23 protein-coding genes and 1 pseudogene are annotated in these 24,514 nt (G+C 70.3%); 13 read left to right on the top strand and 11 right to left on the bottom strand.

Annotated elements, in window-relative coordinates; genetic code table 11:
• Positions 1–2 precede the first annotated feature (2 nt).
• Both J4573_RS05430 and J4573_RS05425 read left to right on the top strand, forming a co-directional pair.
• Positions 3–146: a hypothetical protein gene (locus J4573_RS05430; protein ID WP_208254118.1), complete on the top strand. Its 144-nt coding sequence runs from the start codon at positions 3–5 to the stop codon at positions 144–146.
• A 77-nt stretch (positions 147–223) separates the two neighbouring features.
• Positions 224–1,867 carry an ABC-F family ATP-binding cassette domain-containing protein gene (locus tag J4573_RS05425; protein WP_208254117.1) on the top strand — a complete coding sequence of 548 codons (1,644 nt, stop codon included), beginning with the start codon at positions 224–226 and terminating at the stop codon, positions 1,865–1,867.
• A 62-nt stretch (positions 1,868–1,929) separates the two neighbouring features.
• Here J4573_RS05425 and J4573_RS05420 read toward each other — a convergent pair whose 3' ends face one another.
• From J4573_RS05420 to J4573_RS05390, 7 genes are all read right to left on the bottom strand, one after another.
• Positions 1,930–2,355, bottom strand: a complete 426-nt coding sequence (locus tag J4573_RS05420; protein WP_208254116.1) for an OsmC family protein — start codon at positions 2,353–2,355, stop codon at positions 1,930–1,932.
• A 90-nt stretch (positions 2,356–2,445) separates the two neighbouring features.
• A complete protein-coding gene (locus J4573_RS05415; RefSeq protein WP_208254115.1) occupies positions 2,446–4,053 on the bottom strand; it encodes a M4 family metallopeptidase in 1,608 nt (535 codons plus the stop codon).
• Positions 4,054–4,248: 195 nt separating this feature from the next.
• Positions 4,249–4,638: a Fur family transcriptional regulator gene (locus tag J4573_RS05410; RefSeq protein WP_208254114.1), complete on the bottom strand. Its 390-nt coding sequence runs from the start codon at positions 4,636–4,638 to the stop codon at positions 4,249–4,251.
• On the bottom strand, positions 4,635–5,534 hold the full coding sequence (locus J4573_RS05405; protein WP_208254113.1) for a metal ABC transporter permease: 900 nt from the start codon (positions 5,532–5,534) through the stop codon (positions 4,635–4,637). Before J4573_RS05405 ends, J4573_RS05410 begins: the two co-directional genes overlap by 4 nt.
• Positions 5,531–6,241 (bottom strand): metal ABC transporter ATP-binding protein, encoded by a 711-nt coding sequence (locus J4573_RS05400; RefSeq protein WP_243772485.1) that lies wholly within the window; start codon positions 6,239–6,241, stop codon positions 5,531–5,533. The genes J4573_RS05405 and J4573_RS05400 overlap by 4 nt, the downstream gene beginning before the upstream one ends.
• On the bottom strand, positions 6,238–7,167 hold the full coding sequence (locus J4573_RS05395; RefSeq protein ID WP_208254112.1) for a metal ABC transporter substrate-binding protein: 930 nt from the start codon (positions 7,165–7,167) through the stop codon (positions 6,238–6,240). The genes J4573_RS05400 and J4573_RS05395 overlap by 4 nt, the downstream gene beginning before the upstream one ends.
• 32 nt (positions 7,168–7,199) lie before the next feature.
• Positions 7,200–7,505: a DUF6703 family protein gene (locus J4573_RS05390; RefSeq protein WP_208254111.1), complete on the bottom strand. Its 306-nt coding sequence runs from the start codon at positions 7,503–7,505 to the stop codon at positions 7,200–7,202.
• A 37-nt stretch (positions 7,506–7,542) separates the two neighbouring features.
• Here J4573_RS05390 and J4573_RS05385 point away from each other — a divergent pair, with 37 nt between their 5' ends.
• The 3 genes from J4573_RS05385 to J4573_RS05375 all read left to right on the top strand — a co-directional run bounded on the left by J4573_RS05385 (position 7,543) and on the right by J4573_RS05375 (position 10,818).
• Positions 7,543–7,848, top strand: coding sequence for an antibiotic biosynthesis monooxygenase family protein (locus J4573_RS05385; protein WP_208254110.1), 306 nt, complete (start codon positions 7,543–7,545; stop codon positions 7,846–7,848).
• 66 nt (positions 7,849–7,914) lie between these two features.
• Positions 7,915–9,201 (top strand): DUF1906 domain-containing protein, encoded by a 1,287-nt coding sequence (locus J4573_RS05380; protein ID WP_208254109.1) that lies wholly within the window; start codon positions 7,915–7,917, stop codon positions 9,199–9,201.
• Positions 9,202–9,429: 228 nt separating this feature from the next.
• Complete coding sequence (locus J4573_RS05375; RefSeq protein ID WP_208254108.1) at positions 9,430–10,818, top strand: glycine--tRNA ligase; 1,389 nt, start codon at positions 9,430–9,432, stop codon at positions 10,816–10,818.
• Between the two features lie 245 nt (positions 10,819–11,063).
• On the opposite strand, the gene J4573_RS05370 is transcribed toward J4573_RS05375, so the two are convergent.
• The 3 genes from J4573_RS05370 to J4573_RS05360 all read right to left on the bottom strand — a co-directional run bounded on the left by J4573_RS05370 (position 11,064) and on the right by J4573_RS05360 (position 13,489).
• Entirely contained in the window at positions 11,064–11,744 is a 681-nt protein-coding gene (locus tag J4573_RS05370) for a hypothetical protein (RefSeq protein ID WP_208254107.1), read from the bottom strand.
• Between the two features lie 279 nt (positions 11,745–12,023).
• Positions 12,024–12,704 (bottom strand): hypothetical protein, encoded by a 681-nt coding sequence (locus J4573_RS05365; protein WP_208254106.1) that lies wholly within the window; start codon positions 12,702–12,704, stop codon positions 12,024–12,026.
• A gap of 158 nt (positions 12,705–12,862) precedes the next feature.
• Positions 12,863–13,489, bottom strand: coding sequence for a Uma2 family endonuclease (locus tag J4573_RS05360; RefSeq protein ID WP_208254105.1), 627 nt, complete (start codon positions 13,487–13,489; stop codon positions 12,863–12,865).
• A gap of 136 nt (positions 13,490–13,625) precedes the next feature.
• On the opposite strand from J4573_RS05360, the gene J4573_RS05355 reads away from it, so the two are divergent.
• Both J4573_RS05355 and J4573_RS05350 read left to right on the top strand, forming a co-directional pair.
• Complete coding sequence (locus tag J4573_RS05355) at positions 13,626–13,847, top strand: hypothetical protein (RefSeq protein WP_208254104.1); 222 nt, start codon at positions 13,626–13,628, stop codon at positions 13,845–13,847.
• An 18-nt stretch (positions 13,848–13,865) separates the two neighbouring features.
• A pseudogene (locus J4573_RS05350) lies at positions 13,866–14,243 on the top strand (5'-nucleotidase C-terminal domain-containing protein); the annotation flags it as partial.
• A gap of 22 nt (positions 14,244–14,265) precedes the next feature.
• On the opposite strand, the gene J4573_RS05345 reads toward J4573_RS05350, so the two are convergent.
• A complete protein-coding gene (locus J4573_RS05345; protein WP_208254445.1) occupies positions 14,266–16,143 on the bottom strand; it encodes a glycoside hydrolase family 15 protein in 1,878 nt (625 codons plus the stop codon).
• A gap of 281 nt (positions 16,144–16,424) precedes the next feature.
• On the opposite strand from J4573_RS05345, the gene ppdK reads away from it, so the two are divergent.
• The 6 genes from ppdK (at position 16,425) to J4573_RS05315 (ending at position 24,450) form a co-directional block, all read left to right on the top strand.
• The gene (ppdK, locus tag J4573_RS05340) at positions 16,425–19,118 is read left to right on the top strand and encodes a pyruvate, phosphate dikinase (protein WP_208254102.1); all 2,694 of its coding nucleotides are present in this window, start codon (positions 16,425–16,427) and stop codon (positions 19,116–19,118) included.
• Positions 19,119–19,304: 186 nt separating this feature from the next.
• Positions 19,305–20,060: a YdcF family protein gene (locus J4573_RS05335; protein WP_208254101.1), complete on the top strand. Its 756-nt coding sequence runs from the start codon at positions 19,305–19,307 to the stop codon at positions 20,058–20,060.
• A 50-nt stretch (positions 20,061–20,110) separates the two neighbouring features.
• Positions 20,111–21,361, top strand: coding sequence for a deoxyguanosinetriphosphate triphosphohydrolase (locus J4573_RS05330; protein ID WP_208254100.1), 1,251 nt, complete (start codon positions 20,111–20,113; stop codon positions 21,359–21,361).
• Between the two features lie 112 nt (positions 21,362–21,473).
• On the top strand, positions 21,474–22,700 hold the full coding sequence (locus tag J4573_RS05325; RefSeq protein WP_208254099.1) for an NAD(P)/FAD-dependent oxidoreductase: 1,227 nt from the start codon (positions 21,474–21,476) through the stop codon (positions 22,698–22,700).
• Between the two features lie 29 nt (positions 22,701–22,729).
• Positions 22,730–23,929: an MFS transporter gene (locus J4573_RS05320; protein ID WP_307796506.1), complete on the top strand. Its 1,200-nt coding sequence runs from the start codon at positions 22,730–22,732 to the stop codon at positions 23,927–23,929.
• Positions 23,930–23,997: 68 nt separating this feature from the next.
• Positions 23,998–24,450: a GtrA family protein gene (locus J4573_RS05315; protein WP_243772561.1), complete on the top strand. Its 453-nt coding sequence runs from the start codon at positions 23,998–24,000 to the stop codon at positions 24,448–24,450.
• The last annotated feature ends 64 nt before the right edge of the window (positions 24,451–24,514 follow it).

Genomic DNA, 24,514 nt, shown 5'->3' with positions numbered 1-24,514 from the left:
ACATGAACGACGACAAGGACACCGTCCAGCACGCCGGCGACGAGCGCCGTGACGAGCGCCGCGACGACCCGTTCACCGGCACCCAGGCCCTGATCCACGTCGACCTCGACCAGCTGCTCGCCGACGGGACCCTGAGCCTCAACTGACCCGAGGGAAATTGGTTTGCCCCGGTGGCGGTACCGTTCGCAGACTGGTGACTTTGACCGTCGAGCGAGGGGGACCCGTGGGGCACGTCGAGGCCGGGCACATCCGGCATGCCCTGTCGGACGGGCGGCAACTGCTCGACGACGTCTCCTTCCGGGTCGGCGACGGGGCGGTCGCGGCTCTGGTCGGGCCGAACGGCGCGGGCAAGACCACGCTCCTGCGGTTGATCTCCGGCGACCTCACTCCGCAGGAGGGCACGGTCGCGCACAGCGGCGGGCTCGGGGTGATGCGGCAGTTCGTCGGCAACGTGCGCGACGAGTCCACCGTCCACGACCTGCTGCTGTCGGTCGCGCCGCCGCGGGTGCGGGAGGCGGCCGCGGAGCTGGAGGCCGCCGAACTGGCGATGATGGAACGCGAGGACGAGCCGACCCAGCTCCGCTACGCCAACGCGCTCGGGGGCTGGGGCGACGCGGGCGGCTACGACGCCGAGGTGCTCTGGGACGCCTGCTGCGTGGCCGCGCTCGGCGTCCCCTACGACTCGTGCCGCTGGAGGGAGGTCCGCACCCTGTCGGGCGGCGAGCAGAAGCGGCTGGTCCTTGAGGCGCTGCTGCGCGGTCCGGATGAGGTGCTGCTGCTCGACGAGCCCGACAACTACCTCGACGTGCCGGGCAAGCAATGGCTGGAGGAACGGCTCCGCGAGACCGCCAAGACCGTCCTGCTCGTCTCGCACGACCGTGAGCTGCTCGGCCGCACCGCCGAACGGATCGTCACCGTCGAGGCCGGCAGGTCCTGGGTCCACGGCGGCGGCTTCGCCACCTACGCCGAGGCGCGCCGCGACCGCAACGACCGCCTGGAGGAGCTGCGGCGGCGGTGGGACGAGGAGCACGCCAAGCTCAAGGAACTGGTCCACACCCTCAGGCAGAAGGCGGCCTACAACGACGGTCTGTCGTCTCGCTACCAGGCCGCGCAGACCCGCCTCCGCAAGTTCGAGGAGGCCGGGCCGCCGGAGGTCGCGCCGCGCGAGCAGAGCATCAAGATGCGCCTGCGCGGCGGCCGTACCGGCAAGCGCGCGGTGATCTGCGAGGCCCTGGAGCTGACCGGCCTCATGAAGCCGTTCGACACCGAGATCTGGTACGGCGAGCGCGTCGGGGTGCTGGGCTCCAACGGCTCGGGCAAGTCGCACTTCCTCCGCCTCCTGGCAGCCGTGGCGGATCAGCTGCCTCGCGGCGCGACCCCGGTGGACCCGGTCGCGCACACCGGGACCGGGCGGCTTGGGGCACGGGTGCTGCCCGGGCTGTTCGCCCAGACGCACGCACGCCCCGACCTCGCCGGCCGCACGCCGTGCGAGATCGTCATGACCGAGCACGCCCGGCTCCGCAACGACGCGATGAACGCCCTGGCCCGCTACGAGCTGCAAGGCGCCGCGGAGCAGCCGTTCGACACGCTCTCGGGCGGCCAGCAGGCCCGCCTCCAGATCCTGCTCCTGGAGCTCGGCGGCGCGACGCTGCTGCTCCTGGACGAGCCGACCGACAACCTCGACCTCGCCAGCGCCGAGGCGCTGCAGGAGGGCCTGGAGTCCTACGAGGGCACGGTCGTGACCGTCACCCACGACCGGTGGTTCGCCCGATCCCTGGACCGCTTCCTGGTCTTCGGCACCGACGGCTCGGTCTACGAGTCCGCCGAGCCAGTCTGGGAGGAGTCCCGCGTCGTCCGCCCCCGCTAGGGGACCGGGGCGCGGAAAAGGCCGGGGTCGGCGACCCCGGCCTCTTCTTCTGGGAGCGTGCGTCAGGCGAGCGCCGCGTCCAGGGTGATCTTGGTGCCGGCGAGGGCCTGGCTGACCGGGCAGTTCTCCTTGGCGTTCTGCGCGGCCTTCTCGAAGTCGGCGGCGGACAGGCCCGGCACGCTGGCGCGGACCGTCAGGTGGATGCCGGTGATGCCCTCGCCGGGCTGGAAGGTCACGTCGGCCTTGGTGTCGACCTTCTCCGGCGGCGTCCCGGCGCCCGCGAGGCCGTGCGACAGGGCCATCGAGTAGCAGGTCGAGTGGGCCGCGGCGATGAGCTCCTCCGGGCTGGTCTTGCCGTCCGGCGTCTCGGCCCGCGACGGCCAGTTCACCTCGAAGGTGCCGACCTTCGAGGAGTCCAGGGAGACCGTGCCCTGGCCGCCCATCAGCGGGCCTTCCCAGTGTGCGTTCGCGGTGCGTGTAGTAGCCATACGGTGATTGTTGCTTATTACCCGTGCGTCACATGAAGACGCCCCGGCCTGTTGGCCGGGGCGGCTCCTCGTGTAAGGGACCTGGGGGGATCAGCTCACGTTCACGGCCGACCAGGCGGCGGCGACCCCGTTGTACTGGGCGCTACCGGCACCGAACAGGTCCTTGGCCGCGTTCAGCGTCGCGGTGCGCGCGGCCTTGTAGTCGGTGCTGGAGGTCATGTACGTGGTCAGCGCGCGGAACCAGATCTTGGTGGCGGCGTCGCGGCCGATGCCGGCGACGGTCGACCCGTTGGAGGTCGGGCTGTCGTAGTTGACGCCGTTGATGGTCTTCTTGCCGCTGCCCTCCGACAGCAGGTAGAAGAAATGGTTCGCCACGCCGGACGAGTAGTGCACGTCCAGGTTCTTGGTGCCGGTCGACCAGGCGTCGGCGGACTTGCCGTCCTTGCTGGGCTTGTCCATGAAGCGCAGCGCGGGCTGGCCGAGGCCGGGCAGGACGACCTTCTCGCCGACCAGGTAGTCGCCGGGGTCGCTGGAGTTGTTGGCGTAGAACTCCACGGCCGCGGCCATGATGTCGGAGGTGCCCTCGTTCAGGCCGCCGGACTCGCCGCTGTAGGTGAGGTTGGCGGTCTTGCTGGTCACGCCGTGGCTCATCTCGTGCGCCGCGACGTCCAGGCTGGTCAGCGGGCCGAGGCTGGTGCCGTCACCGTCGCCGTAGGTCATGCAGAAGCACGAGTCGTCCCAGAAGGCGTTGGCGTACTTGTTGCCGTAGTGCACGCGGTTGAACGAGCCCTTGCCGTCGCCGCCGATGCCGACGCGGCCGAAGACGTTCTTGTAGAAGTCCCAGGTCTCGTTGGTGCCGAACTGCGCGTCCACGGCCACGGTGGCCTTGTCGGAGGTGGTGCCGTTGCCCCAGTGGTTGTCGGCGTCGGTGAAGATCGTCGCCGGGGCGCGCCACAGGCAGAACGTCAGGATGCAGAAGTCGGTCTGGCCCGCCGCGTCGCCGGTGTAGGTGTTGCCGCGCGTCGGGTCCTTCAGCTGGTACGTGCTGCCGGACTTGGTGGCCTCCAGCGGGACCGTTCCGGTGTAGAGGGACTTGCCGTCGCCGGCCTCGCTCTTCACCGTCTCCTCGCGCAGCAGGACCTTGCCGGTCGCCGCGTCGATCGAGACGAGCTGGCGGCTCGGCGTGCCGTCGGCCTGCCGGCCGTCGACCTCGACGCGCCAGGCCAGGTGCGGCTTGTGGTCGGTGGTGCGGGCCTCGTACACCAGCGCGGCGCCGTCGCGGACCTTGCGGTTCTTGGCGGCGGCCTTCTTGCGCGCGGTCGTGGCCGACAGCTTGGCGGACGCCTTGACCGGCGCCTTGGCGAGGGTGAGGGAGCTGCCGCGCCAGGCGCCGGAGGCGGCCTGGTGGACGATGATGTCGCCGCCGAGGACCGGCAGGTTTCGGAACGTGCGTGTCATGCGGGTGTGCGTGGTGCCGTCGCGGTCGGTCGCGGTGCCGATCGCCTTGAACTTCTGGTCGCCGCCGCCGCGCACGTCCGCGGCGCGGCCGGCGACGGCGCTGAGGGCGCGGGCGGCGATGGCCTGCGGTCCGGGCGGCGCCTGCGGTGACTGTGGCTGCGCGGCCGCGGCGGCCGGGACGGCCAGGCCCGCTCCGCCGAGCAGGACCGCCGAGGCCAGGAGTGCCGATCGTCTTCTCATGAACGCCCTCTCGTACGAGCGCCCAGCTCCCCCCAGGCCCGTCCTTGGGCCCGCCGTGGCGACGGGGAACATTTATGACATAAGAGGACGATGTTGTGCTTGTGAGAAATGCACGAAATACCGGACCAAAGACTGCGAAGAGTGCGTCTTGTGTCGCGGTAAGTGGCAGGTGGGGCGGGCTTGGCGGCCCCGGACTCAGCCGGTCCGAACGCCGGGCACGCAGTCGGCGCAGGTACCGAACACCTCGACGGTGTGGGTGATCTCCACGAAGCCGTGCTCGGCGCCGATCGCCTCGGCCCACTTCTCCACGGCCGGGCCCTCGACCTCGACCGTACGGCCGCAGGCGCGGCAGACCAGATGGTGGTGGTGCTCGTCGGTGCGGCAGGCGCGGTAGACGGCCTCGCCGTCGGCGGTGCGCAGCACGTCGACCTCGCCGGAGTCGCTCAGCGCCTGCAGCGCGCGGTAGACCGTGGTGAGGCCGATCTTGGACCCGTCCGAGCGCAGGTCCGCGTAGATGTCCTGGGCGCTGCGGAACCCCTGGCACTCGGCCAGCGCTTCGCGCACCGCGTCCCGGCGTGCCGTCATCCCCCAAGCACCTCCGCTTCGGCTTCCCTGGTCGTCGCCGCCCGGGCTCCGCTCGGCTCGGCCCGGACCGGTTCCGCCTGCGTACGGGCGCGTCTGCGCCGCACCACCGTGCCCCCGAGCACCGCGGCCACGAACACCGCCAGGGCCAGCAGAACGATCGAGGGGCCAGGAGGAAGATCGTACTGGAACGAGCCCGCGAGGCCCGTCACCGCCGACAGTACACCGATGCCCATGGCGAGCAGCATCGTGCTCTTGAAGCCCCGCGTGACCTGCTGCGCCGCCGCGACCGGCACGATCATCAGCGCGCTGACCAGCAGCAGCCCGATCGCCCGCATCGAGATCACCACGGTCACCGCGGCGGTCGCCGCGATGAGGATGCTGAGGAAGCGCACCGGCAGCCCCGCGGCCCGCGCCACCTCCTCGTCCTGGCACAGCAGGAACAGCTCGCGGCCGAAGACGGCGACGATCGCCAGCACGACGACGGCCAGGCCCGCGACGACGTAGAGATCGGAGGCCGACACGCTGCTGATCGAGCCGAAGAGATAGGACTGCAGGCTCGCGCTGCCGCCCTGGGCGTTGGTGAGCATGACGCCGCCCGCGAGCCCGCCGTAGAAGAGCAGGGCCAGCGCGACGTCGGCGCCGCTGCGGCTGCGGGCGCGCAGGACCTCGATCGCCACCGCCCCGAGCACCGACACCACCAGCGCGCCGAGCACCGGCGAGGTGCTGGTCAGCAGGCCCAGCCCGATGCCGGTCAGCGCGATGTGGCCGATGCCGTCGCCGAGCAGCGACAGCTTGCGCTGCACGATGAACGTGCCGACGGCGGGCGCGGTCAGGCCGATGAGCACCGCCATCACCAGGGCGATGCGCATGAACTCGTACTGCAGCATGTCGCTCATCCCGCCGCTCCCATGGTCGTCTGCGGGGCGCCGTCGTGGACGACGTGGCCGTGTTCGAGGACGAGCGCGCGGTCGACGAACGACTCCATCGGGCCCAGGCCGTGGGTCACCAGGACGATCGTCCGGCCTGCGTCCCCGGTCAGGTCGCGCAGCGTCGCGGCGAGCGCGGCCTGGCTGGCCGCGTCCACGCCCGCGGTGGGCTCGTCCATCACGAACACGTCCGGCTCGCCGGCGAGCGCGCGGGCGATGAGCACGCGCTGCTGCTGGCCGCCCGACAGCAGGTGCGCGGAGTCGCGCGCCCGGTCGGTGAGGCCGACCGTCTCCAGCGCGCGGTCGACCGCGGCGCGGTCGGCGGCCGAGGTGGGCCGCCAGCGCGACTGCCGCGCGACCCGGCCGGACGCCACGACCTCCCGTACGGTCGAGGGCACGCCGCCGCCCATGGGCAGCCGCTGCGGCACGTAGCCGACGCGCTTCCAGTCGCGGAACCGGGCCGGGGCCGCGCCGTAGATCTCGGTGCGGCCGCCCGACAGCGGGATCAGGCCCAGCAGGGCCTTGACGAGGGTGGACTTGCCGGCCCCGTTCGGACCCATCACGGCCAGCACGTCGCCGGGCTCGACGCGCAGGTCGACGCCGGCCAGGACCTCGCGACCGTCCAGCCTGACGCGGCCGCCGGTCATCTCGAACGGGATCTCGCCGGTCTTGCTCATGAGCACCCCAGGGCGGTCTTCAGGGTCTGGAGGTTCTTGGCCATCAGCGAGGCGTAGTCGTCGGTGGAGCCCTTCCACACGCCCTCGATCGGGTCCAGGACGGCGGTCTTCACGCCCGCCTCCCTGGCCAGGGTCTCGGCGACCTTGGGGCTGACGAGCGTCTCGGTGAACACCGTGGTCGCGCCCGTCGCCTTGATCTGCTGCGTCAGCTCGGCGAGGCGCTTGGGGGAGGGCTCGTTGGTGGGGTCGACACCGGCGATGGAGACCTGCTTGAGGCCGTAGTGGTCGGCCATGTAGCCGAACGCGGCGTGCGCGGTGACGATGTTCTTCTGCTGACAGTTCTTCAGGCCGCTCTGGTACTGCTGGTCCAGCGCGTTCAGCTGGGTCACGACCTTCTTGGCGTTGTCCTTGTAGGTCGTGGCGTCGGCCGGGTCGGCGGCGGCGAGCTTGTCGCCGAGGGCCGTGGCGATCGTCGCCATCCGCGCCGGGTCGAGCCAGATGTGCGGGTCGTAGCTCGGGTGGTCGTGCCCCTCCTCCTCGGCGCCAGAGGGCGGCGGGAGGGTCTTCACGACGCTCGCGGCGTCCAGCGACTTGTCCTTGCCGTTCTTGGCCACCGCGTCGTCGACGGCGGGCTGCAGCCCCTTGACGTAGGTGACGAACCCGGCCTTGCTCACGTCGGCGGTCTGCCGGGCTGTGAGCTCCAGGTCGTGGGGCTCGGCGCCGGGCTTGGTCAGGGTCTGGACCGACACCTTGTCGCCGCCGACCTTCTCGGTCAGCCACGCCATCGGGTAGAAGCCGGCGATCACCTTGGTCTTGCCGTCGGCGGACTTCTCGGCGTCGGCGCTGCCGCCGCAGGCGGTCAGGCCGAGCGCGGCCGCGGCGGCGGTGGCGATCAGGGCGGGGACGCGCTTCGAGGAGGTGAACACCCCTCAAGTGTGGACGAAGATGAAAACCGTTGTCAAAACCGTCCAAGCGCGTGACCCAGGGCGAACGCCGTCAAAACGGCCATCGCGGCCACGCGGAGGGCGCGGCCCGAGGTGTCCAGGGCGGGCCAGTTGAGGTAGGCGAACCAGGCCAGGAAGACCAGCAGGACCAGCAGTCCCGCCGCCCCGACCCAGCCGGTGCCCCACATGCCGACCACCAGCAGGACGAAGACGACGGCGAGCAGGACCCAGCGGGGGAGTGTGTGCAAGAACACCACCGGCCTGGCGCTCCAGCGCTCGACCGCCCCGCGCATCCCGGTGGCTTCACCCTGTGTGTTCACGGGCCCAACGTATCCCGGGCCCTGGGAGGATGGCCCGATGATCGCCATTACCCGGTACCGCGTGCCGGACGCGGAGTCCGACGAGTTCGTCCGCCGGATGACCTCGGTGCTCGACCTGCTCGCCGCGAGCGATGGCTACGTGTCGGGACGGCTGGCGCGCACGGTGGACGAGCCCGACCTGTGGGCGATCGTCACCGAGTGGGAGGGCGCGGGCTACTACCGGCGGGCGCTCGGCGCCTACGAGGTACGGCTGGAGTTCATCCCGCTGGCGACGATGGCGGTGGACGAGCCGGGCGCCTACGAGGTCGTCAACGAACGGCAGCGCAGGGAAAAGAACGCGTAGCTCCCGTTTGGTCACCGTCCGTGACGGTCATCTTCTCCTCCGACACCGTGACACGGGGGGATTGTGATGCGGCATGGTCCGGTACTCAGTGGAACGCTCGGGGCGGTCGTACTCGCCCCTCTCGTCGCCGCCGTCGGCCCGGCCGCCGCGGGGGCCCCGGCCCACCCGCCCGCCGCGCTAGAGCGGGCCGGGTCGTCGGAACGGGCCGCCTCGAAGGGCGCCAGGACGGTCGAGTACCGGGGCGCGCGCATCCCGGTCCCGGCCGGGTGGGAGGTCCACCGGCTCGACCGCGATCCGACGCGCTGCGTACGGCTGGACCGGCCGGCGATCTACCTCGGCCGGCCCGGAGCTCAGCCCGACTGCCCGGCGCGCCTGATCGGCGGCGCCGAGACGATGCGGATCGGGCCGCTCGGCGGAGCCTCTCCCTCGGCGCAACGGCGGCGCGCCCCGGTGCGGGCCGACCGGCTCGCGACCCAGGTCGTACGGCCTGACGACGACCACAGCTTCCGGCTCGACCTGCCCGAGGCGGGCGTGTCGATCGATGCCTCGTACGGCGCCGACCCGGCTGCGCTGCAGTCGGCGATCCGTGGCATGCGGCTGTCGTCGTCATGGAGGCCCGAGGCTTCCTCCGAACGCAGGACGGGGCCGGTGCGCGTCGAGACGAAGCTGCGCAAATGGGCCACCGGCAAAGGTTTCGACACCTGCGCGGCACCCTCGCTGACGACGATGGCCGCCTGGCGCCGCACGTACGGAATCAGCAACATCTACATCGGCGGCGCGGCGCGCGGCTGCTACCAGCCCAACCTGACCAGCACCTGGGTGCGGTCGGTGCGGCGGATGGGCTATCGCCTGATCCCGACGTACGTGGGGCTCCAGGCGCCCTGCACCAAGTTCCGCAGCCGCTTCACCACCAAGAACGCGGCGACCGAGGGACGCAAGGCCGCAGCCGACGCCGTCAGCCGTGCCAGGGCCCTCGGCATCCCGCGCAAGAAGCCGATCTACTTCGACATCGAGGCCTACGACAGCCGCAAGACCAAGTGCCGCCAGGCCGTCCTGACCTTCCTGCACTCCTGGTCGACCGGGCTGAAGGCCCGCCACTACGTCTCCGGCGTCTACAGCAGCGCCGGCGCGGCGGTCCGCGACCTCGGCTGGGCCACCGGCATCACCAAGCCCAAGTCCATCTGGTTCGCGCACTGGGACGGCAAGGCCCGCACGATCGGCAGCCCGTACCTGCCCGACTCCTGGTGGCAGCCGCACAAGCGGATCAAGCAGTACAAGGGCGGCCACAACGAGAAGCACGGCGGCATCACCCTGAACGTCGACAGCAACATCGTCGACGGGCGGGTCTACTGAACGCGGGAGCCGAACGGTGACGGACTGTGACCGTTCGGATTCACCGAGTCGACGTCCACGTGGTCAGACCCGTGCCCTAGACTCGGAAACGCTCTTCGGCGCCGGGGACACGTGCGTCCGGGGGCATCACACCGGGGATCTCAATCGCGCTTCGCCGCCGCCTTCATGCCGGGGGCGGGCGAGGCATCCGAACTATCCCGCCGACCGCCAGTTGGATGGAGAACTCATATGGCACGCCGTTCCGACGTGATGGACACGATCGTCAACCTGGCCAAGCGGCGAGGCCTGGTCTACCCGTCGAGCGAGATCTACGGCGGCCTGCGCGCCTCCTGGGACTACGGGCCGCTCGGCGTCGAGCTGAAGAACAACGTCAAGCGGCAGTGGTGGAAGTCCATGGTCCAGGGCCGCGACGACGTCGTCGGCCTCGACTCGTGCGTGATCCTGGCCCGCGAGGTCTGGGAGGCCAGCGGCCACGTCCAGGCGTTCGTCGACCCGCTGACCGAGTGCCAGTCCTGCCACAAGCGCTTCCGGGCCGACCACCTGGAGGAGGCCTACGAGGAGAAGCACGGCAAGGCTCCCGCGGGCGGCCTGGCCGACATCAGCTGCCCCAACTGCGGGGTGAAGGGCGCCTTCACCGAGCCGAAGATGTTCAACGGGCTGCTGAAGACCTACCTCGGCCCGGTCGAGGACGAGTCGGGCCTGGCCTACCTGCGGCCCGAGACCGCGCAGGGCATCTTCATCAACTACAAGAACGTCGAGCAGTCCGCGCGCCGCAAGGTCCCGTTCGGCATCGGCCAGATCGGCAAGTCGTTCCGTAACGAGATCACGCCGGGCAACTTCATCTTCCGCACCCGCGAGTTCGAGCAGATGGAGATGGAGTTCTTCGTCAAGCCGGGCACCGACGAGGAGTGGCACCAGTACTGGATCGACGAGCGCCTGCAGTGGTACGTCGACCTGGGCATCAACAAGGAGAACCTGCGCCTGTTCGAGCACCCGCAGGACAAGCTGTCGCACTACTCCAAGCGGACCGTGGACGTGGAGTACCGCTTCGACTTCGTCGGCAGCGAGTGGGGCGAGCTGGAGGGCATCGCCAACCGCACGGACTACGACCTGACCACGCACTCCAAGGCCTCCGGCGCCGACCTGTCGTTCTTCGACCAGGAGGCCGGTGACCGCTTCGTCCCGTACGTCATCGAGCCGGCGGCCGGCGTCGACCGCTGCACGCTGACGTTCATGATGGACGCCTATGCCGAGGACGAGGCGCCGAACGCCAAGGGCAAGCTGGAGAAGCGCACGGTCATGCGGCTGGACCGCCGCCTCGCCCCGGTGAAGGTGGCGGTGCTGCCGCTGTCGCGCAACGCCGACCTGTCGCCGAAGGCCCGCGACCTCGCCGCGCAGCTGCGCCGCAACTGGAACGTGGACTTCGACGACGCGGGCGCGATCGGCCGCCGCTACCGCCGCCAGGACGAGATCGGCACCCCGTTCTGCGTCACGGTCGACTTCGACACCCTCGAGGACGACGCGGTGACGGTGCGGGAGCGGGACACGATGAGCCAGGAGCGCATCGCGCTCGGCCAGGTCGAGTCCTTCCTCGCCGCCCAGCTGATCGGCTGCTAGCCGCCGGAAGACCATCGGCGAACGGCAAGGGCCGCCCCTGCTCCAGCAGAGGGGCGGCCCTCTTTATCGGCTTTCGCGGCCTCGGGGGCGGAGTCTGGCGGCTCGGCCCCCGAACCGCCAAAGCGGCGAGCGCGACATCGCTTCGCGATCTGAGTCCCGGGCGCTCGCCTTCGGCGTCGCGCCCGAGACTCAGGTAACGCGCTCGCGTGCGTGGCCGGGGTCAGTGGACCGCGACCCGGCGCACATCAGGACGTCACGTAGAGAGCCTGGGTGAAGTTCCCGCCTCCGGCGGTCACCTCACCTTGGAGCTGGTAGTTGGCGGTGACGCTGGCGGTGCCCGGGCAGAGGAAGTTACTGCCGGACGAGACCTTGTTCACGGTCGCGTTCGTGATGCCGACCTGGGCCTGGTTGTTGGTGGTCACCGGGCGGTGGGTGTTGTCGCGGTTGTAGCCGTTGGCGGTGAGGGAGCCGCCGTAGATGCAGGTGATCCCGCCGAAGATGTTCACGACCGCCTTGACGCGGAAGTTGGCGATCGTGACGGAGGCGTCACGGTTGCCGGTGTGGGCGGAGTCGAAGGTGACGTTGCCACCGCTCCAGGGGAGGTTCTGGGCGGTGATGGTGGCGGTGGTGGTGCCCGTGCAGGCGCCGCCGCCGTTGCTGCTGAACGTGGCGTTGCTGACGCTGAGGCCGGTGCCGTTCGAGCTGACGGACCCGTTCATGACCGACTCGTTGCAGCTGCCGCTGCCGATCGAGGTCGACACGGTGGCGCTGCCGAGCAGCGAGGCCCGTACGTTGCCCGAGTAGGCGGCGCCGGTGGCGCTGTCGCGGCGGATGGTGGTGGTCGCGGCGGATGCGGAGGGGACGGCGATGGCGACCGCGGCGGTCGCTGCGATGCCGACTGAAGCGAACTGTCTGATACGTGCCACCGGAAGCTCCCTTGTCCGGTTCGGGGTGGGCATCGTGAAAGTAATTCGCCTTTACTGGCCGAGCAAGGGTTTGTGACGACCTTGGTCTGGCCGGATTGAGACACCCTCGCGTTTTCGGACGGACCGCTGTCCCGGCAGCGGACGACCGCGTGACGGGGATGGGGCGTCACGCGGTCGTCCGCTGAGGGGTCGTACGGCCTTTCGTCCCAGGTCAGGCGGGGTTACCGCCGGGGATCACACGGTTCCCGCCGAGGGGTGGGACGGCCGGCCGCGGGACGGTCAGCCGGTGATGTAGAGCGTCTGGTCGAACGTGCCGGACCCGGCGGTCTTCTCGCCGAGCAGCTTGTAGTTGGCGGTGACCGTCGCGGTGGCGGGGCAGAGGGCGTTGCCGCCGTCCTGCTTCTGTACGGTCGCGCCCTTCACGCTCACCTGCGCCTCGGCGACGCCGGTGTCGGTCCTTCCGGGGTTGTCGGGGTTGAAGCCGTCGGCGGTGAGGGAGCCGCCGTAGTAGCAGGTGATCCCGCCGAGGATGCTGGCGACCGCCTTGACGCGGAAGCCAGCGATCGTGATGACCGCGTCCCGGCCGCCGGCGTGCGACCCGTCGAAGACGGCGCTGCCGCCCGACCAGGGCAGGTTCTCGGTGGACACGGTGACCGTGCCGCCGCCGCCCGGGCAGCCGGGGCCCGGGTCGTTGGCGAACGTGGCCGCGCTGATGTTGAGGTTGGTCCCGTCCGAGCCGGTCGAGCCGGTCATCGTGGACTGGTTGCACGAGCCGCCGCCGAGGGAGGTGGAGACCTCGGCGGTCCCGAGCAGTGATGCCTGCACGTTGCCGGAGTAGGCGTCGGCGGTCGCCGAGCCCTTGCGGATCGTCGTGGCGGCGGCGGAGGCGGGCGGGGCGGCGAGGGCCGCCGCGGCAACGACCGCGGCGCCGACTGTGACGAGAGTTCTTACAGATGCCACCGAAACTCCTTCGTTCGGTTGGGAGCTGGCATCGTGAAAATAATTCGCCTTTACTGCCCCGGCAATGCCTCATGACGACCTTGGTCTGGCGCCATGAGACACATTCGCGTTTTTCACAGCCAGGACCACCTAACCCACAGGCCACGGCCCCCGCACCGTCAGCGCGACAGTTCGGCGAGCCGCCGCCAGTCGATGTGGACCCGAATCGGCACGTCGATGGTCGTGCGATCGGACACGGGTTCGAGGACGACATGCGGTCGATACTGATCGAAGGCGTGGTCCAGGACATGGACCTCGATCGAGGTCACCTGATTGTCGGCGACCCACACCAGCCAGTACCAAGGGATGCCTGCCAGCGCGTACTCGGCCTTCTTGTCGGCCGTGTCAGTCTTCTCGCTCCCCGGGGAGACGACCTCGACGGCGAGCTTCACGCGGTGAACCCGCAGGGGTCTCTCATCGGGTGGCGCGCACTCGAACAACGCCACGTCAGGCCGGCGGATGGTCGCGCTGGGAAACTGCCAGAGCAGGACGTCGAAGTCGCTGCTGACATCCAGGCAAGACCCATCGTGTCGCCTCATGTGCTCCTCGGCGGCGGACTCGATCATGTCTGCCAGCCTGCGTGCTGCTTTCTGGTGCTCTCTGGACGGTGACTCTGCCCTGATCGCCTCGCCGTTGAGCACCTCGACCTGACGGCAGAATTCCTCAGGGAGCTGCTTCCAGATCTCGACGGTGATGGGCTCTGGCTGAAGATTCTCGCCCTTCGCCCAGTCGAAGATTGCCGACAAGTCGTCTCCTCTTAGACCGCCGCAGCATCCGGGCGTTCAGCCTATCCCAGCACGTCACACCGGTCGGCTTCATCAACCTGACCGTGCCCGACACCCTGGTCGGCTCGACCTGAAGCTCGACCCGCTCAGCGGCGAGGTGCTCCGCGACAAGACCACCGCGGTCAACCATCCGACCACCCGCGACATCGCGCCCGACCCGGCCGTCCAGAAGATCGCCGACTACTGGAAGTCGCGCGGCGACAAGCGCGCCGCCGAGGTGGTCGCCAAGCAGGACGGCGCGTTCACCCGTACGGCCAACGCGCAGGGCGAGAGCACGCTGGGCGACCTGCCCGCCGACGGCGCGACCACCTACCAGTAGGCCTGGACCGCCTACGGCTACGGCAACCCGATCCTGACCGTCACCGTGACCGGCGAGCAGCTTCACCAGGCGCTGGAGCAGCAGTGGCAGGGCGGCGAGTTCGCGCCGTTCGGCGTCTCGAAGAACGTCCGCTACACCTACGACGCGAGCCGACCCGAGGGCGACCGGGCCGGCCCCAAGGACGTGCTCATCGACGGCAAGCCGCTGGACGTGAGCCGCACGTACCGGCTCGCGGCGCTCGCCTACACGCTGATCGGCGCCGACGGGTACACGGCGTTCAACGGGTTCGGGCAGGCCTACCGTAATGACCTGCCCGACCACGAGGCGTTCGTCGCCTACCTCAAGGCGCGGAAGACGATCACTCCCGCGCCGCTGGACCGCGTCGCCTCACGCTAGGGCGCCGCGGTCGCCCGCCGCCTCACGCCAGGGGCGGCGGGTTCTGGTCGGCCTCGGCCTGGATCACCTGCATGACCGCGTTGATCAGCGCGAGGTGGGTGAAGGCCTGGGGGAAGTTCCCCAGGTGCCGGCCGGTGTGCGGATCGATCTCCTCGGCGTACAGCTGGAGTGGGCTGGCGTAGGACAGCAGCTTCTCGCACAGGGCCCTGGCCCGCTCCAGCTCACCGACCATCACCAGCGCGCTGACGAGCCAGAACGAGCAGATCGTGAACGTGCCCTCTTCGGACTCGAAGCCGTCGTCGGTCTCGGCGGCCCGGTAGCGCAGCACCAGGTCGTCCTCGGACAGCTCGTCCGCTATCGCCAGGACCGTCTCGCGGACGCGCTTGTCATCGGCCGGCAGGAAGCCCAGCAGCGGGATGAGCAGGGCCGAGGCGTCCAGGGCCGGGGCGCCGTAGTGGGCGGTGAAGACCCCGCGTTCGTCCAGCGCGTTGGCCAGCACGTCGGCGTGGATCTCGTCGGCGGCCTCCTGCCAGCGAACGGCTCTTTCTTCGTCGCCGCGGATGCGGGCCAGGCGGGCGCCGCGCTCGGCGGCGACCCAGCAGAAGACCTTGGACGAGGTGAAGTGCTGGGGCTCGCCCCGCACCTCCCACATGCCGCAGTCGGGCTGCTGCCAGTTGGAGAGCGCGTCCTCTACCTGCTTGACGACGATCTTCCAGAGGCGGTCGTCCAGGCGGTCGCGTTTGCGCACGAAGAGATAGATGGAGCCGATGATGGCTCCCCACACGTCGTGCTGGGCCTGCATGTAGGCCTCGTTGCCGATCCTGACCGGCTTGGCATTGTCGTAGCCGCTCAGGTGGTCGAGGGTCGACTCGGGCAGCTCCTCGCGGCCGTCCAGGCCGTACATGATCTGGAGCTTGCCCTCGGAGGCCTCGGCGACGTCGGTGATGAAGTAGAAGAAGTCGTTGGCCTCCCAGTCGTACCCCAGCGTGTAGAAGGCCCACAGGGCCATCGTGGAGTCACGGATCCAGGTGTAGCGGTAGTCCCAGTTGCGGTCGCCGCCGGGCGTCTCGGGCAGCGACGTGGTCGCGGCCGCCGCGACGGCCCCGGACGGGGCGAACGTCAGGCCCTTCAGCGTCAGGGCGCTGCGCTGCAGGTGGCTGCGCCACGGGTGGTCGGGGAAGCGGCCCCGGTCCAGCCAGTGCTGCCAGTGGTGAACGGTCCAGACGAGCCGCTCGTGCGCGTCGGCGTACTCCTGCGGCGCCGCGTGCTCGCTCCAGGACAGGGCCACGAACCGCGCCTCACCCTGCTTGAGCAGCGTGCGCGAGGTGGCCAGGGACCCCTCGAAGCCCACGTTCATGTCGGTGGTCAGGCGCAGGTTGATGCCGTTCCCGCGCGCCACGGCCTCGTGGTAGCCGGCGCCCGAGTGCTCCCACTGGGCCGGCGTCTGGCCGTAATCGAACACCGGCATGCAGTCCAGGCGCACCTGGACCTGGCCGTTCACGCACCGCACCATGCGCAGCAGCACGTGGTCGGCGTCGTAGTCGGTGGGGGCCCGCCGGTGGGTGTGCGACCGCTCGGTCTCGTGGTGCCACGGCCCCATCAGCAGGGCGTCGGTCACCACCAGCCAGCCGCCATGGGTCCACCAGGTGGTCTCCATCACCATCGTGCCCGGGATGTACCGCTGCGCGGCGGGCACCTCCACGCCCGCCGGCCCGACCCTGAAATAGCCCGCGTCACGGTCCAGGATCGACCCGAACACGCTGGGGGAGTCCATCTTGGGCAGGCACATCCATTCGATGTTCCCGCTCGGAGCCACCAGCGCGGTCGTCTCGCAGTCGGACAGGAACCCGTAATCGGCGATAGGGGCGAACGGATCTCCCGCCCTGCCTCCGGCGACCATCGGCCTCACAACCTCACCTCCTTGATCCATCATTCCCTCTCCAGTGCAATGGCGAAGCCATGTCTCAGCGTCGTTTCCAGCGACATCTGTCTGGAATGTCCGCATTGGAATAGACCACTAAACCGGTCCTGAGCTGGGAAGACTTGTCGTGAACGACCGGGCGACGAGCGACCCGCGCAATCGCGGGTACAGTCCCGGCAAGCGGGGCATCGGGCTCTTACCTCAGGAGGAGACCCGGCCGCTCCGCGCTTGGGTGGAATCGGAGCGAGAAGGAGCTCCCCGTGCCGAAGTTCGTTTATGACTTCACAGAGGGAAACAAGGACCTCAAGGATCTGCTGGGTGGCAAGGGCGCCAATCTGGCCGAGATGACCAACCTCGGCCTGCCGGTCCCCCCTGGGTTCACGATCACTACGGAGGCCTGCCAGCACTACCTCGAGCACGGGACCCTTCCCGAGGGCCTCGAGCGTGAGATCGATCGGCATCTGGCGGCCCTGGAGGCCGCGATGGGCAAGCGCCTCGGCCAGGCCGACGACCCACTGCTGGTCAGCGTACGGTCCGGGGCCAAATTCAGCATGCCCGGCATGATGGAGACGGTACTCAACATCGGGCTGAACGACGAGTCCGTTACCGGCCTCGCGGCCCAGGCCGGAGACGAGCGTTTCGCCTGGGACTCCTACAGGCGCCTGATCCAGATGTTCGGCAAGACCGTGCTGGACATCGACGGCGACCTCTTCGAGGACGCCATCGAGGCGGCCAAGGAGCGCAGCGGCGCCAAGCACGACGCCGACCTCGGGGCCGAGGACGTCCGGGGCCTGGTCGACGCCTTCAAGGGCATCATCCGCGAACAGGCCGGCCGTGACTTCCCGACCGAGCCGCGCGAGCAGATGAAGCTGGCCATGATGGCCGTCTTCGACTCCTGGAACGCCGACCGCGCGATCCTCTACCGCCGCCAGGAACGCATCCCTGTCGACCTCGGCACCGCGGTGAACATCTGCTCCATGGTCTTCGGCAACATGGACCTGGAGTCGGGCACCGGGGTGGCGTTCACCCGCGACCCCGCCACCGGCCAGCAGGGCGTCTACGGCGACTACCTGCAGAACGCCCAGGGTGAGGACGTCGTCGCCGGCATCCGCAACACTGTGCCGCTGACCGAGCTCGAGCAGATCGACAAGACCTCCTATGACCAGCTTCTCGAGATCATGGAGACGCTGGAGAACCACTACCTCGACATGTGCGACATCGAGTTCACGATCGAGCGCGGCAAGCTGTGGATGCTCCAGACCCGAGTAGGCAAGCGGACCGCCGCCGCGGCGTTCCGCATCGCCACCCAGCTGCTCGACCAGGGCCTGATCGACGCCGACGAGGCCGCCCGGCGCGTCACCGGCGACCAGCTCGCGCAGCTGATGTTCCCGCGCTTCGACCAGGCCCGGCTGGACGGCGTCACCAAGCTGACCAAGGGCATGAACGCCTCGCCCGGCGCGGCCGTCGGCAAGGTGGTCTTCACCTCGCCGCGGGCCGTCGAGCTCGCCGCCCAGGGCGAGGACGTCATCCTGGTGCGCCGCGAGACCAACCCCGACGACCTCTCGGGCATGGTCGCGGCCAAGGGCGTGCTGACCTCGCGCGGCGGCAAGACCTCGCACGCGGCGGTCGTCGCCCGCGGCATGGGCAAGACCTGCGTCTGCGGCGCCGAGGAGCTCGACGTCGACGTCAAGGCCGGGGTGTTCACCGCGCCCGGCGACGTGACCGTCCGCGAGGGCGAGGTGATCTCGATCGACGGCAGCTCGGGCGAGGTCTACCTGGGCGAGGTCCCGGTCGAGAACTCGCCGGTCGTGCGCTACTTCGAGGGCGAGCTCGCCGCCGCCGACGGCGACGAGCTGGTCAAGGCCGTGGACCGGCTGATGAGCCACGCCGACGAGCGCGCCCGCCTGAAGGTCCGGGCCAACTCCGACAACCCCGAGGACTCCGCGCGGGCCCGCCGGTTCGGCGCGCAGGGGATCGGGCTGTGCCGTACCGAGCACATGTTCCTGGGCGACCGGCGGCAGCTGGTCGAGGAGCTGATCCTCGCCGAGAACGCGGAGGAGCGGCAGACCGCGCTCGACGCGCTCGAGCCCCTGCAGAAGCAGGACTTCGAGGGCATCTTCGAGGCCATGGACGGGCTGCCGGTCACGATCCGCCTCATCGACCCGCCCCTGCACGAATTCCTCCCTGACCTCACCGAGCTCTCGGTCAAGGTGGCGCTCGCCGGTGACGACGCGACCCCCCAGGACCGGAGGCTGCTCGAGGCCGTTAACCGGCTGCACGAGCAGAACCCTATGCTCGGACTCCGCGGAGTGCGGCTTGGTTTGGTGATTCCTGGCCTGTTCTCGATGCAGGTGAGGGCGATCGCCGAGGCGGCCGCCGAACGCAGGCGTGCGGGCGGTGACCCGAAGCCGGAAATCATGATCCCGCTGGTCGGGGCGGTCCAGGAGCTGGAGGCCGTCCGCGAGGAGGCCGAGCAGGTCCTCGCGCAGGTCAGGGAGCACACCGGCGTGGACGTGCCGGCGCTCATCGGCACCATGATCGAGCTGCCGCGGGCGGCGCTCACCGCCGGCCAGATCGCCGAGGCGGCCGAGTTCTTCTCGTTCGGTACCAACGACCTCACCCAGACCACCTGGGGCTTCTCCCGCGACGACGTCGAGGCGGCTTTCTTCTCCCGTTACCTGGACCTCGGCATCTTCGGCGTGTCGCCGTTCGAGACCCTGGACCGGGAGGGCGTCGGCCGGCTGATCCGGATCGCCACCGAAGAGGGCCGCAAGACCAGGCCGGGCCTGAAGCTCGGCATCTGCGGCGAGCACGGCGGCGACCCCGAGTCGGTGCACTTCTGCCACGAGGTCGGCCTGGACTACGTGTCCTGCTCACCGTTCCGGGTGCCGGTCGCCCGGCTGGAGGCGGGCCGCGCTGTGTTGATGGCGTCCTCGGGCTACAGCCTCGCCTAGCGGCTCGGCTGCAACCCAAGAACGCGGGCGAGCGCGACATCGCTTCGCGATCTGCCGCCGGGGCACTCGCCTCCGGCTTAGTGCCCCGGCGGCAGGTAGCGCGCTCGCGTGCGGGCTGGGGCCGCCACGCCGGAAGTTGTGAACTTCCCGTGTGCGGCGGACCATCTAACTAACGTGTCCGATGCGATGACGTTGGAAGTGGAGTTGCCGGAACAGGCGCAGGAGCCGGAGGAGTCCGAGGAGCACCCGGACGACCGCCGCGGCCGGAAAAAGGTGCGCAGGCGGCGGTCGCGCGCGTTCACGATCACGGTGAGCGTGATCCTGGGCCTGCTCGCGGTCGTGATCCTGACGCCGCTGACCGTCGGGTTCCGGGTCTGGTACCAGGCCCGCCAGGACGAGCGGCCGAAGTCGGACGCGATCATCGTGCTGGGCGCGGCCCAGTACAACGGCGTACCGTCCCCGACGCTCAAGTGGCGGCTCCAGCACGCGCTGGACCTTTACCGGCAGGGCGTCGCCCCGCGCATCGTCACCGTCGGCGGCAAGCAGCCGAGCGACAACTTCACCGAGGCCGAGTCGGGCCGCAAGTGGCTGATCACCAAGGGCGGGATGCCGTCCGCCAAGGTGATCGCCGTGCCCGAGGGGCGCGACACGCTGCAGAGCATGAAGGCCGTCGGGGCCCGGTTCAAGCAGCTCGGCCTGCACTCGGGCGTCATCGTCACCGACCCGCCGCACGGCCTGCGCGCCAAGCGGATGGCCGAGGACAACGGGATCAAGGCGGCGGCCTCGCCGACCCGCAGCGGCCCGAGCGTGCAGACCCGCGACACCCAGTTCCACTACATCGTCCGCGAGACGGGCGGCTACCTGTCCTACATCTTCTTCGGCAAGAGCCTGAAGACGCCCAGCGAGACGATCAAGGGTTCCACCGATCCGTCGCCGCGTTGACCTCGGGATTTTCCGCGAACGCCGCCCGCGCCGAATACGCTGGTAAGCAAATGACGGACTATTCGGACCACGACCGGCGCCGCTGGGCCCCCGAGCCGCCCAAGCGCCGCGACCGCACCGCCTTCGAGCGCGACCGCGCCCGCGTCCTGCACAGCGCGGCGCTGCGGCGGCTGGCGGCCAAGACGCAGGTGGCCTCGCCCGGCGCGGACGCCGGCGCCGACAACGTGCAGAGCCTGCGGACCAGGCTGACCCACTCCCTCGAATGCGCCCAGGTGGGCCGTGAGCTGGGCAAATCGCTCGGCTGCGACCCCGATCTGGTCGAGACCGCGTGCCTGTCGCACGACATCGGGCACCCGCCGTTCGGCCACAACGGCGAGACCGCCCTGGACGTGGTCGCGCGCGACTGCGGCGGCTTCGAGGGCAACGCGCAGAGCCTGCGGGTGCTGACCAGGCTGGAGCCCAAGTCGTTCGCGCCGCCCGGCCCGCCGCTGGAGGGCCGCAGCGTCGGCCTCAACCTGACCCGCGCCGCGCTGGACGGCTCGATGAAGTACCCCTGGCCCCAGTCGGAGGCCGTGAACGGCAAGTTCGGCGTCTACGAGGACGACGCCGACGTGGCCCGCTGGGTGCGGCTGGGCGTTCCCGACGGCAAGGCCTGCTTCGAGGCCCAGGTGATGGACTGGAGCGACGACGTCGCCTACTCCGTCCACGATCTGGAGGACGCCCTGGTCGCCGGGCACGTCGACTTCGGGGTGCTGGCCGACCCGCACGAGCGCAAGGTGATCGCCGAGACGACGATCAAGCTCTACTGCGACGACGTCCCGGTCGCCGAGCTGGAGGAGCGCTTCACCCGGCTGCTGGCCGAGCCGTACTGGCCGGACCGCTACGACGGCACCCAGCGCAGCCTGGCCGCGCTGAAGAACCTCACCAGCACGCTGATCGGCCGGTTCTGCCTGGCCGCCGAGCAGGCGACCCGGGCCGCCCACGGCGACCGGCCGCTCACGCGCTACGCCGCCGACCTGATCGTGCCGCGCGCCCAGCGGCTGGAGTGCGCGCTGCTGAAGGGCGTCACGGCCCACTACGTGTGGATCAGTCACGAGGAGCGGCGGGCCCGCCAGCGCGAGCTGATCATGGAGCTGGCCGAGCTGATCGAACGCGGCGCGCCCGGCACCCTGGACCCGGCGTTCCGCGCCGCCTACACCGGCGCCACCGACGACGCGGCCCGGCTGCGCGCCATCGTCGACCAGATCGCCTCGCTCACCGATATCTCCGCGATCGAACGCCATCGTCGCCTGCGGGGGTGATCCACTTCACACGGGGAATCGTCTGGAGTAGTCCCTGCACGCCGCCCTTGTCTCGTTAGTCAGGTCGCTGTAGGGATTGAAGGACGCAGCGCCACGCGGAGGAGAGAGAGCGATGCCCGAGGAGACGTTCGTCATCGTCGGTGCGAGCCTGGCCGGTGCCAAGGCCGCGGAGACGTTGCGGGAAGAGGGCTTCCAGGGCCGGATCGTGCTCATGGGTGAGGAGATCGAGCGACCCTACGAGCGGCCCCCGCTGTCCAAGGGCTTCATGCTGGGCAAGGAACCCAGGGACAAGGCTCATGTCCATCCCGCCGACTGGTACGAGAAGCACGACGTCGAGCTGCGGCTGGGCACGGCCGTCGACCGCATCGACCGGGACGGCCACCAGGTCTGGCCCGCCGGCGGCGAACCGGTCCGCTACGACCGGCTGCTGCTGGCCACCGGCTCCTCGCCGCGCCGGCTGGACGTCCCCGGCGCCAAGCTCGAGGGCATCCACTACCTGCGCACCATGGGCGACTCGGCCAAGCTCCGCGAGGCGCTGTCGCCCGGCGGGCGCCGGGTCGTGGTCGCGGGCGGGGGCTGGATCGGCCTGGAGACCGCCGCCGCGGCACGCGAGTACGGCAACGACGTGACCGTGATCGAGCCCCAGCCGACCCCGCTGCACGCGGCGGTCGGCCCCGAGGTGGGCGAGATCTTCGCCGCGCTGCACCGCAAGCACGGCGTGAACCTGCGCCTGGACGAGGGCGTGGCGGGCTTCTGGGGCGCCGGGCAGGTCTCGGCCGTGGTCACCGCGGGCGGCGCCGAGGTCCCGGCGGACGTGGTGATCGTCGGCATCGGTGCCAGGCCCAACACCGAGCTCGCCGAGCAGGCAGGCCTTGAGGTGAACGATGGGATCGTGGTCGACCAGTCGCTGCGCACCTCCGACCCCGACATCTTCGCGGCGGGCGACGTCGCGGGGGCCTACAACCCGGCGCTCGGCCGACGGATCCGCGTCGAGCACTGGGCGAACGCGCTGAACGGCGGCCCGGCCGCCGCCCGCGCGATGCTCGGCCAGGCGGTGTCCTACGACCGCGTCCCCTACTTCTTCACCGACCAGTACGAGCTGGGCATGGAACTGTCGGGCCTGGTCGTGCCGGGGGAGTACGACGAGGTCGTCTACCGCGGTGACGTGGACGCGCTGGAGTTCATCGCGTTCTGGCTGGCCGGCGGCCAGGTGGTCGCGGGCATGAACGTCAACGTCTGGGACGTGACCGACGACGTCCAGGCCCTCATCAAGTCCGACCGCGTGGTCGACACCGCCCGCCTCACCGACACCAAGGTCCCCCTGGCCGATCTGGCCTGACCCGGCCGGGACCTCCTAGAGTCGTCCGGGTGGTGATCACCGGGACGGCTGGCGGAACGGCGGGCGGGACGGCGGGCGGGACGCTGCGGCGGGCGCGGTTCGCGGTCACCGCGGCGTTCGTCGTGCACGGGCTGACCGGCGCGGCCTGGGTGGCGCGGATCCCGCAGATCAAGGAGCATCTCGGGCTGAGCGCGGGCTCACTCGGCGTCGCGCTGCTGGGCGCGCCGGTGGGCGTGGCGGTCGCGGTCCGGTTCGCCGGGTGGATCGTGGCCCGCTGGGGCAGCCGGGCGACGACACTGGTGGCCGGGACGGTCGCCGCGCTGTCGCCGGTGCCGATCGGCCTGGCCTGGAACATGGGCGCCTTGATCGCCGCATTGGTGCTGATGGGCGGCTCGCTCGGCCTGATGGACGTGGCGATGAACGCCCAGGGCGTGGCGATCGAGCGCGGCTACGGCCGTCCGATCATGTCCGGGCTGCACGGCGCGTACAGCCTCGGCACGCTGGCCTCCGCCCTGGTCGGCTCGGCCGCCGCGCACGCGCATGTGCCGGTCCGGCTGCATCTGAGCGTGGTCGCCGTGGTGCTGGTCGGCGTGCTGGCGGTGTGCTGTCGCGGGCTTTTGGACCGTTCCGCCGATGTGGTGCCCGAGGAGGACGGCGAGGCGGGCTCGGGCGTGGGCTCGGGCCGGTGGGTGCTGGCGATGCTGGGCGTGATCGGGCTGTGCTCGTTCGTGGGGGAGGGCGCCATGGCCGACTGGAGTGCCGTCTACCTGCGCGAGACGCTGGGCACCGGGCCGGGCATCGCGGGCCTCGGCTACGCGGGCTGCGCGGTCGCGATGGCGGTGGGGCGGCTGTCGGGGGACTGGCTGGTCGCGCGCCTGGGGCCGGTGCCGGTGCTGCGGTACGGGTCGGTGATCGCCGCCGCCGGGCTCGGGCTCGGCCTGCTCGGCTCCCATCCGGCCGCCGCGGTGATCGGATTCACGGTGTTCGGGCTGGGGATCGCCCCGGTGGCGCCGATCACGTTCAGCGCGGCGGGCAACCTGCCGGGCGTGCCGGCCGCCGCCGGGATCGGGCGGGTGACGGCGGTCGGCTACCTCGGCCTGCTGGGCGGCCCTCCGGTGCTGGGCTTCGTCGCCCAGGGCGTCGGCCTGCCATGGGCCCTGGCGGTGCCGGTGGTCCTCGCCGCGGCGATCGTGCCCATCTCCGGCGCCGCGGCCACGGCCGGACGTTGATCGGGTTATTGGCGGGTTGTGCGCTGGGCATATGAGGTGTTCCGGTAATGTCTGGGCGAGTGAGCACCATGCAGCGGTCAAGACCGGCTAAAACGGTCGAAATCGCTCCCCAGTACCGCACGTTCCTTCGCGAACTGCTCTCTTTCGGCTTCGTGGGGTTCGTCGGCACGGTGATCACGATCGGCGGCGCCAACCTGATGCGCGCCTGGCTCGGCGGCAGCCCCGTCACCAGCGTGGTCATCCCGACCGTGGCCTCGACGCTGGTCTCCTACCTCGCCAACCGCTACTGGACCTTCCGCGACTCCGGCAGCGACGGCTCGGGCCGCGAGGTCGTGGTCTTCTTCGGGCTGAACGGCATCGGCATGGGCATCCAGGTGCTGATCACCGGGTTCACCTACTACACGCTGGGCCTGCACGGCGGGATCTCCTACAACATCGGCCTGCTGGTCGGGCTCGCCCTGGGCTCGGCGTTCCGCTACTGGTCGTACAAGAAGTGGATCTTCACCCCCGCCCCCGCCTAACCCCCTCCCCCCTCCCCCCAACCCCCTCCTCACCCAACCCCCGAATACGCCGATCTTGCTCTGA

This window comes from Actinomadura barringtoniae (assembly GCF_017573505.1).
GTDB classification, from domain to species: domain Bacteria; phylum Actinomycetota; class Actinomycetes; order Streptosporangiales; family Streptosporangiaceae; genus Spirillospora; species Spirillospora barringtoniae.
The sequence above is the reverse complement of the archived record's forward strand: the minus strand, read 5'-3'. Positions and strand labels throughout refer to the sequence as shown.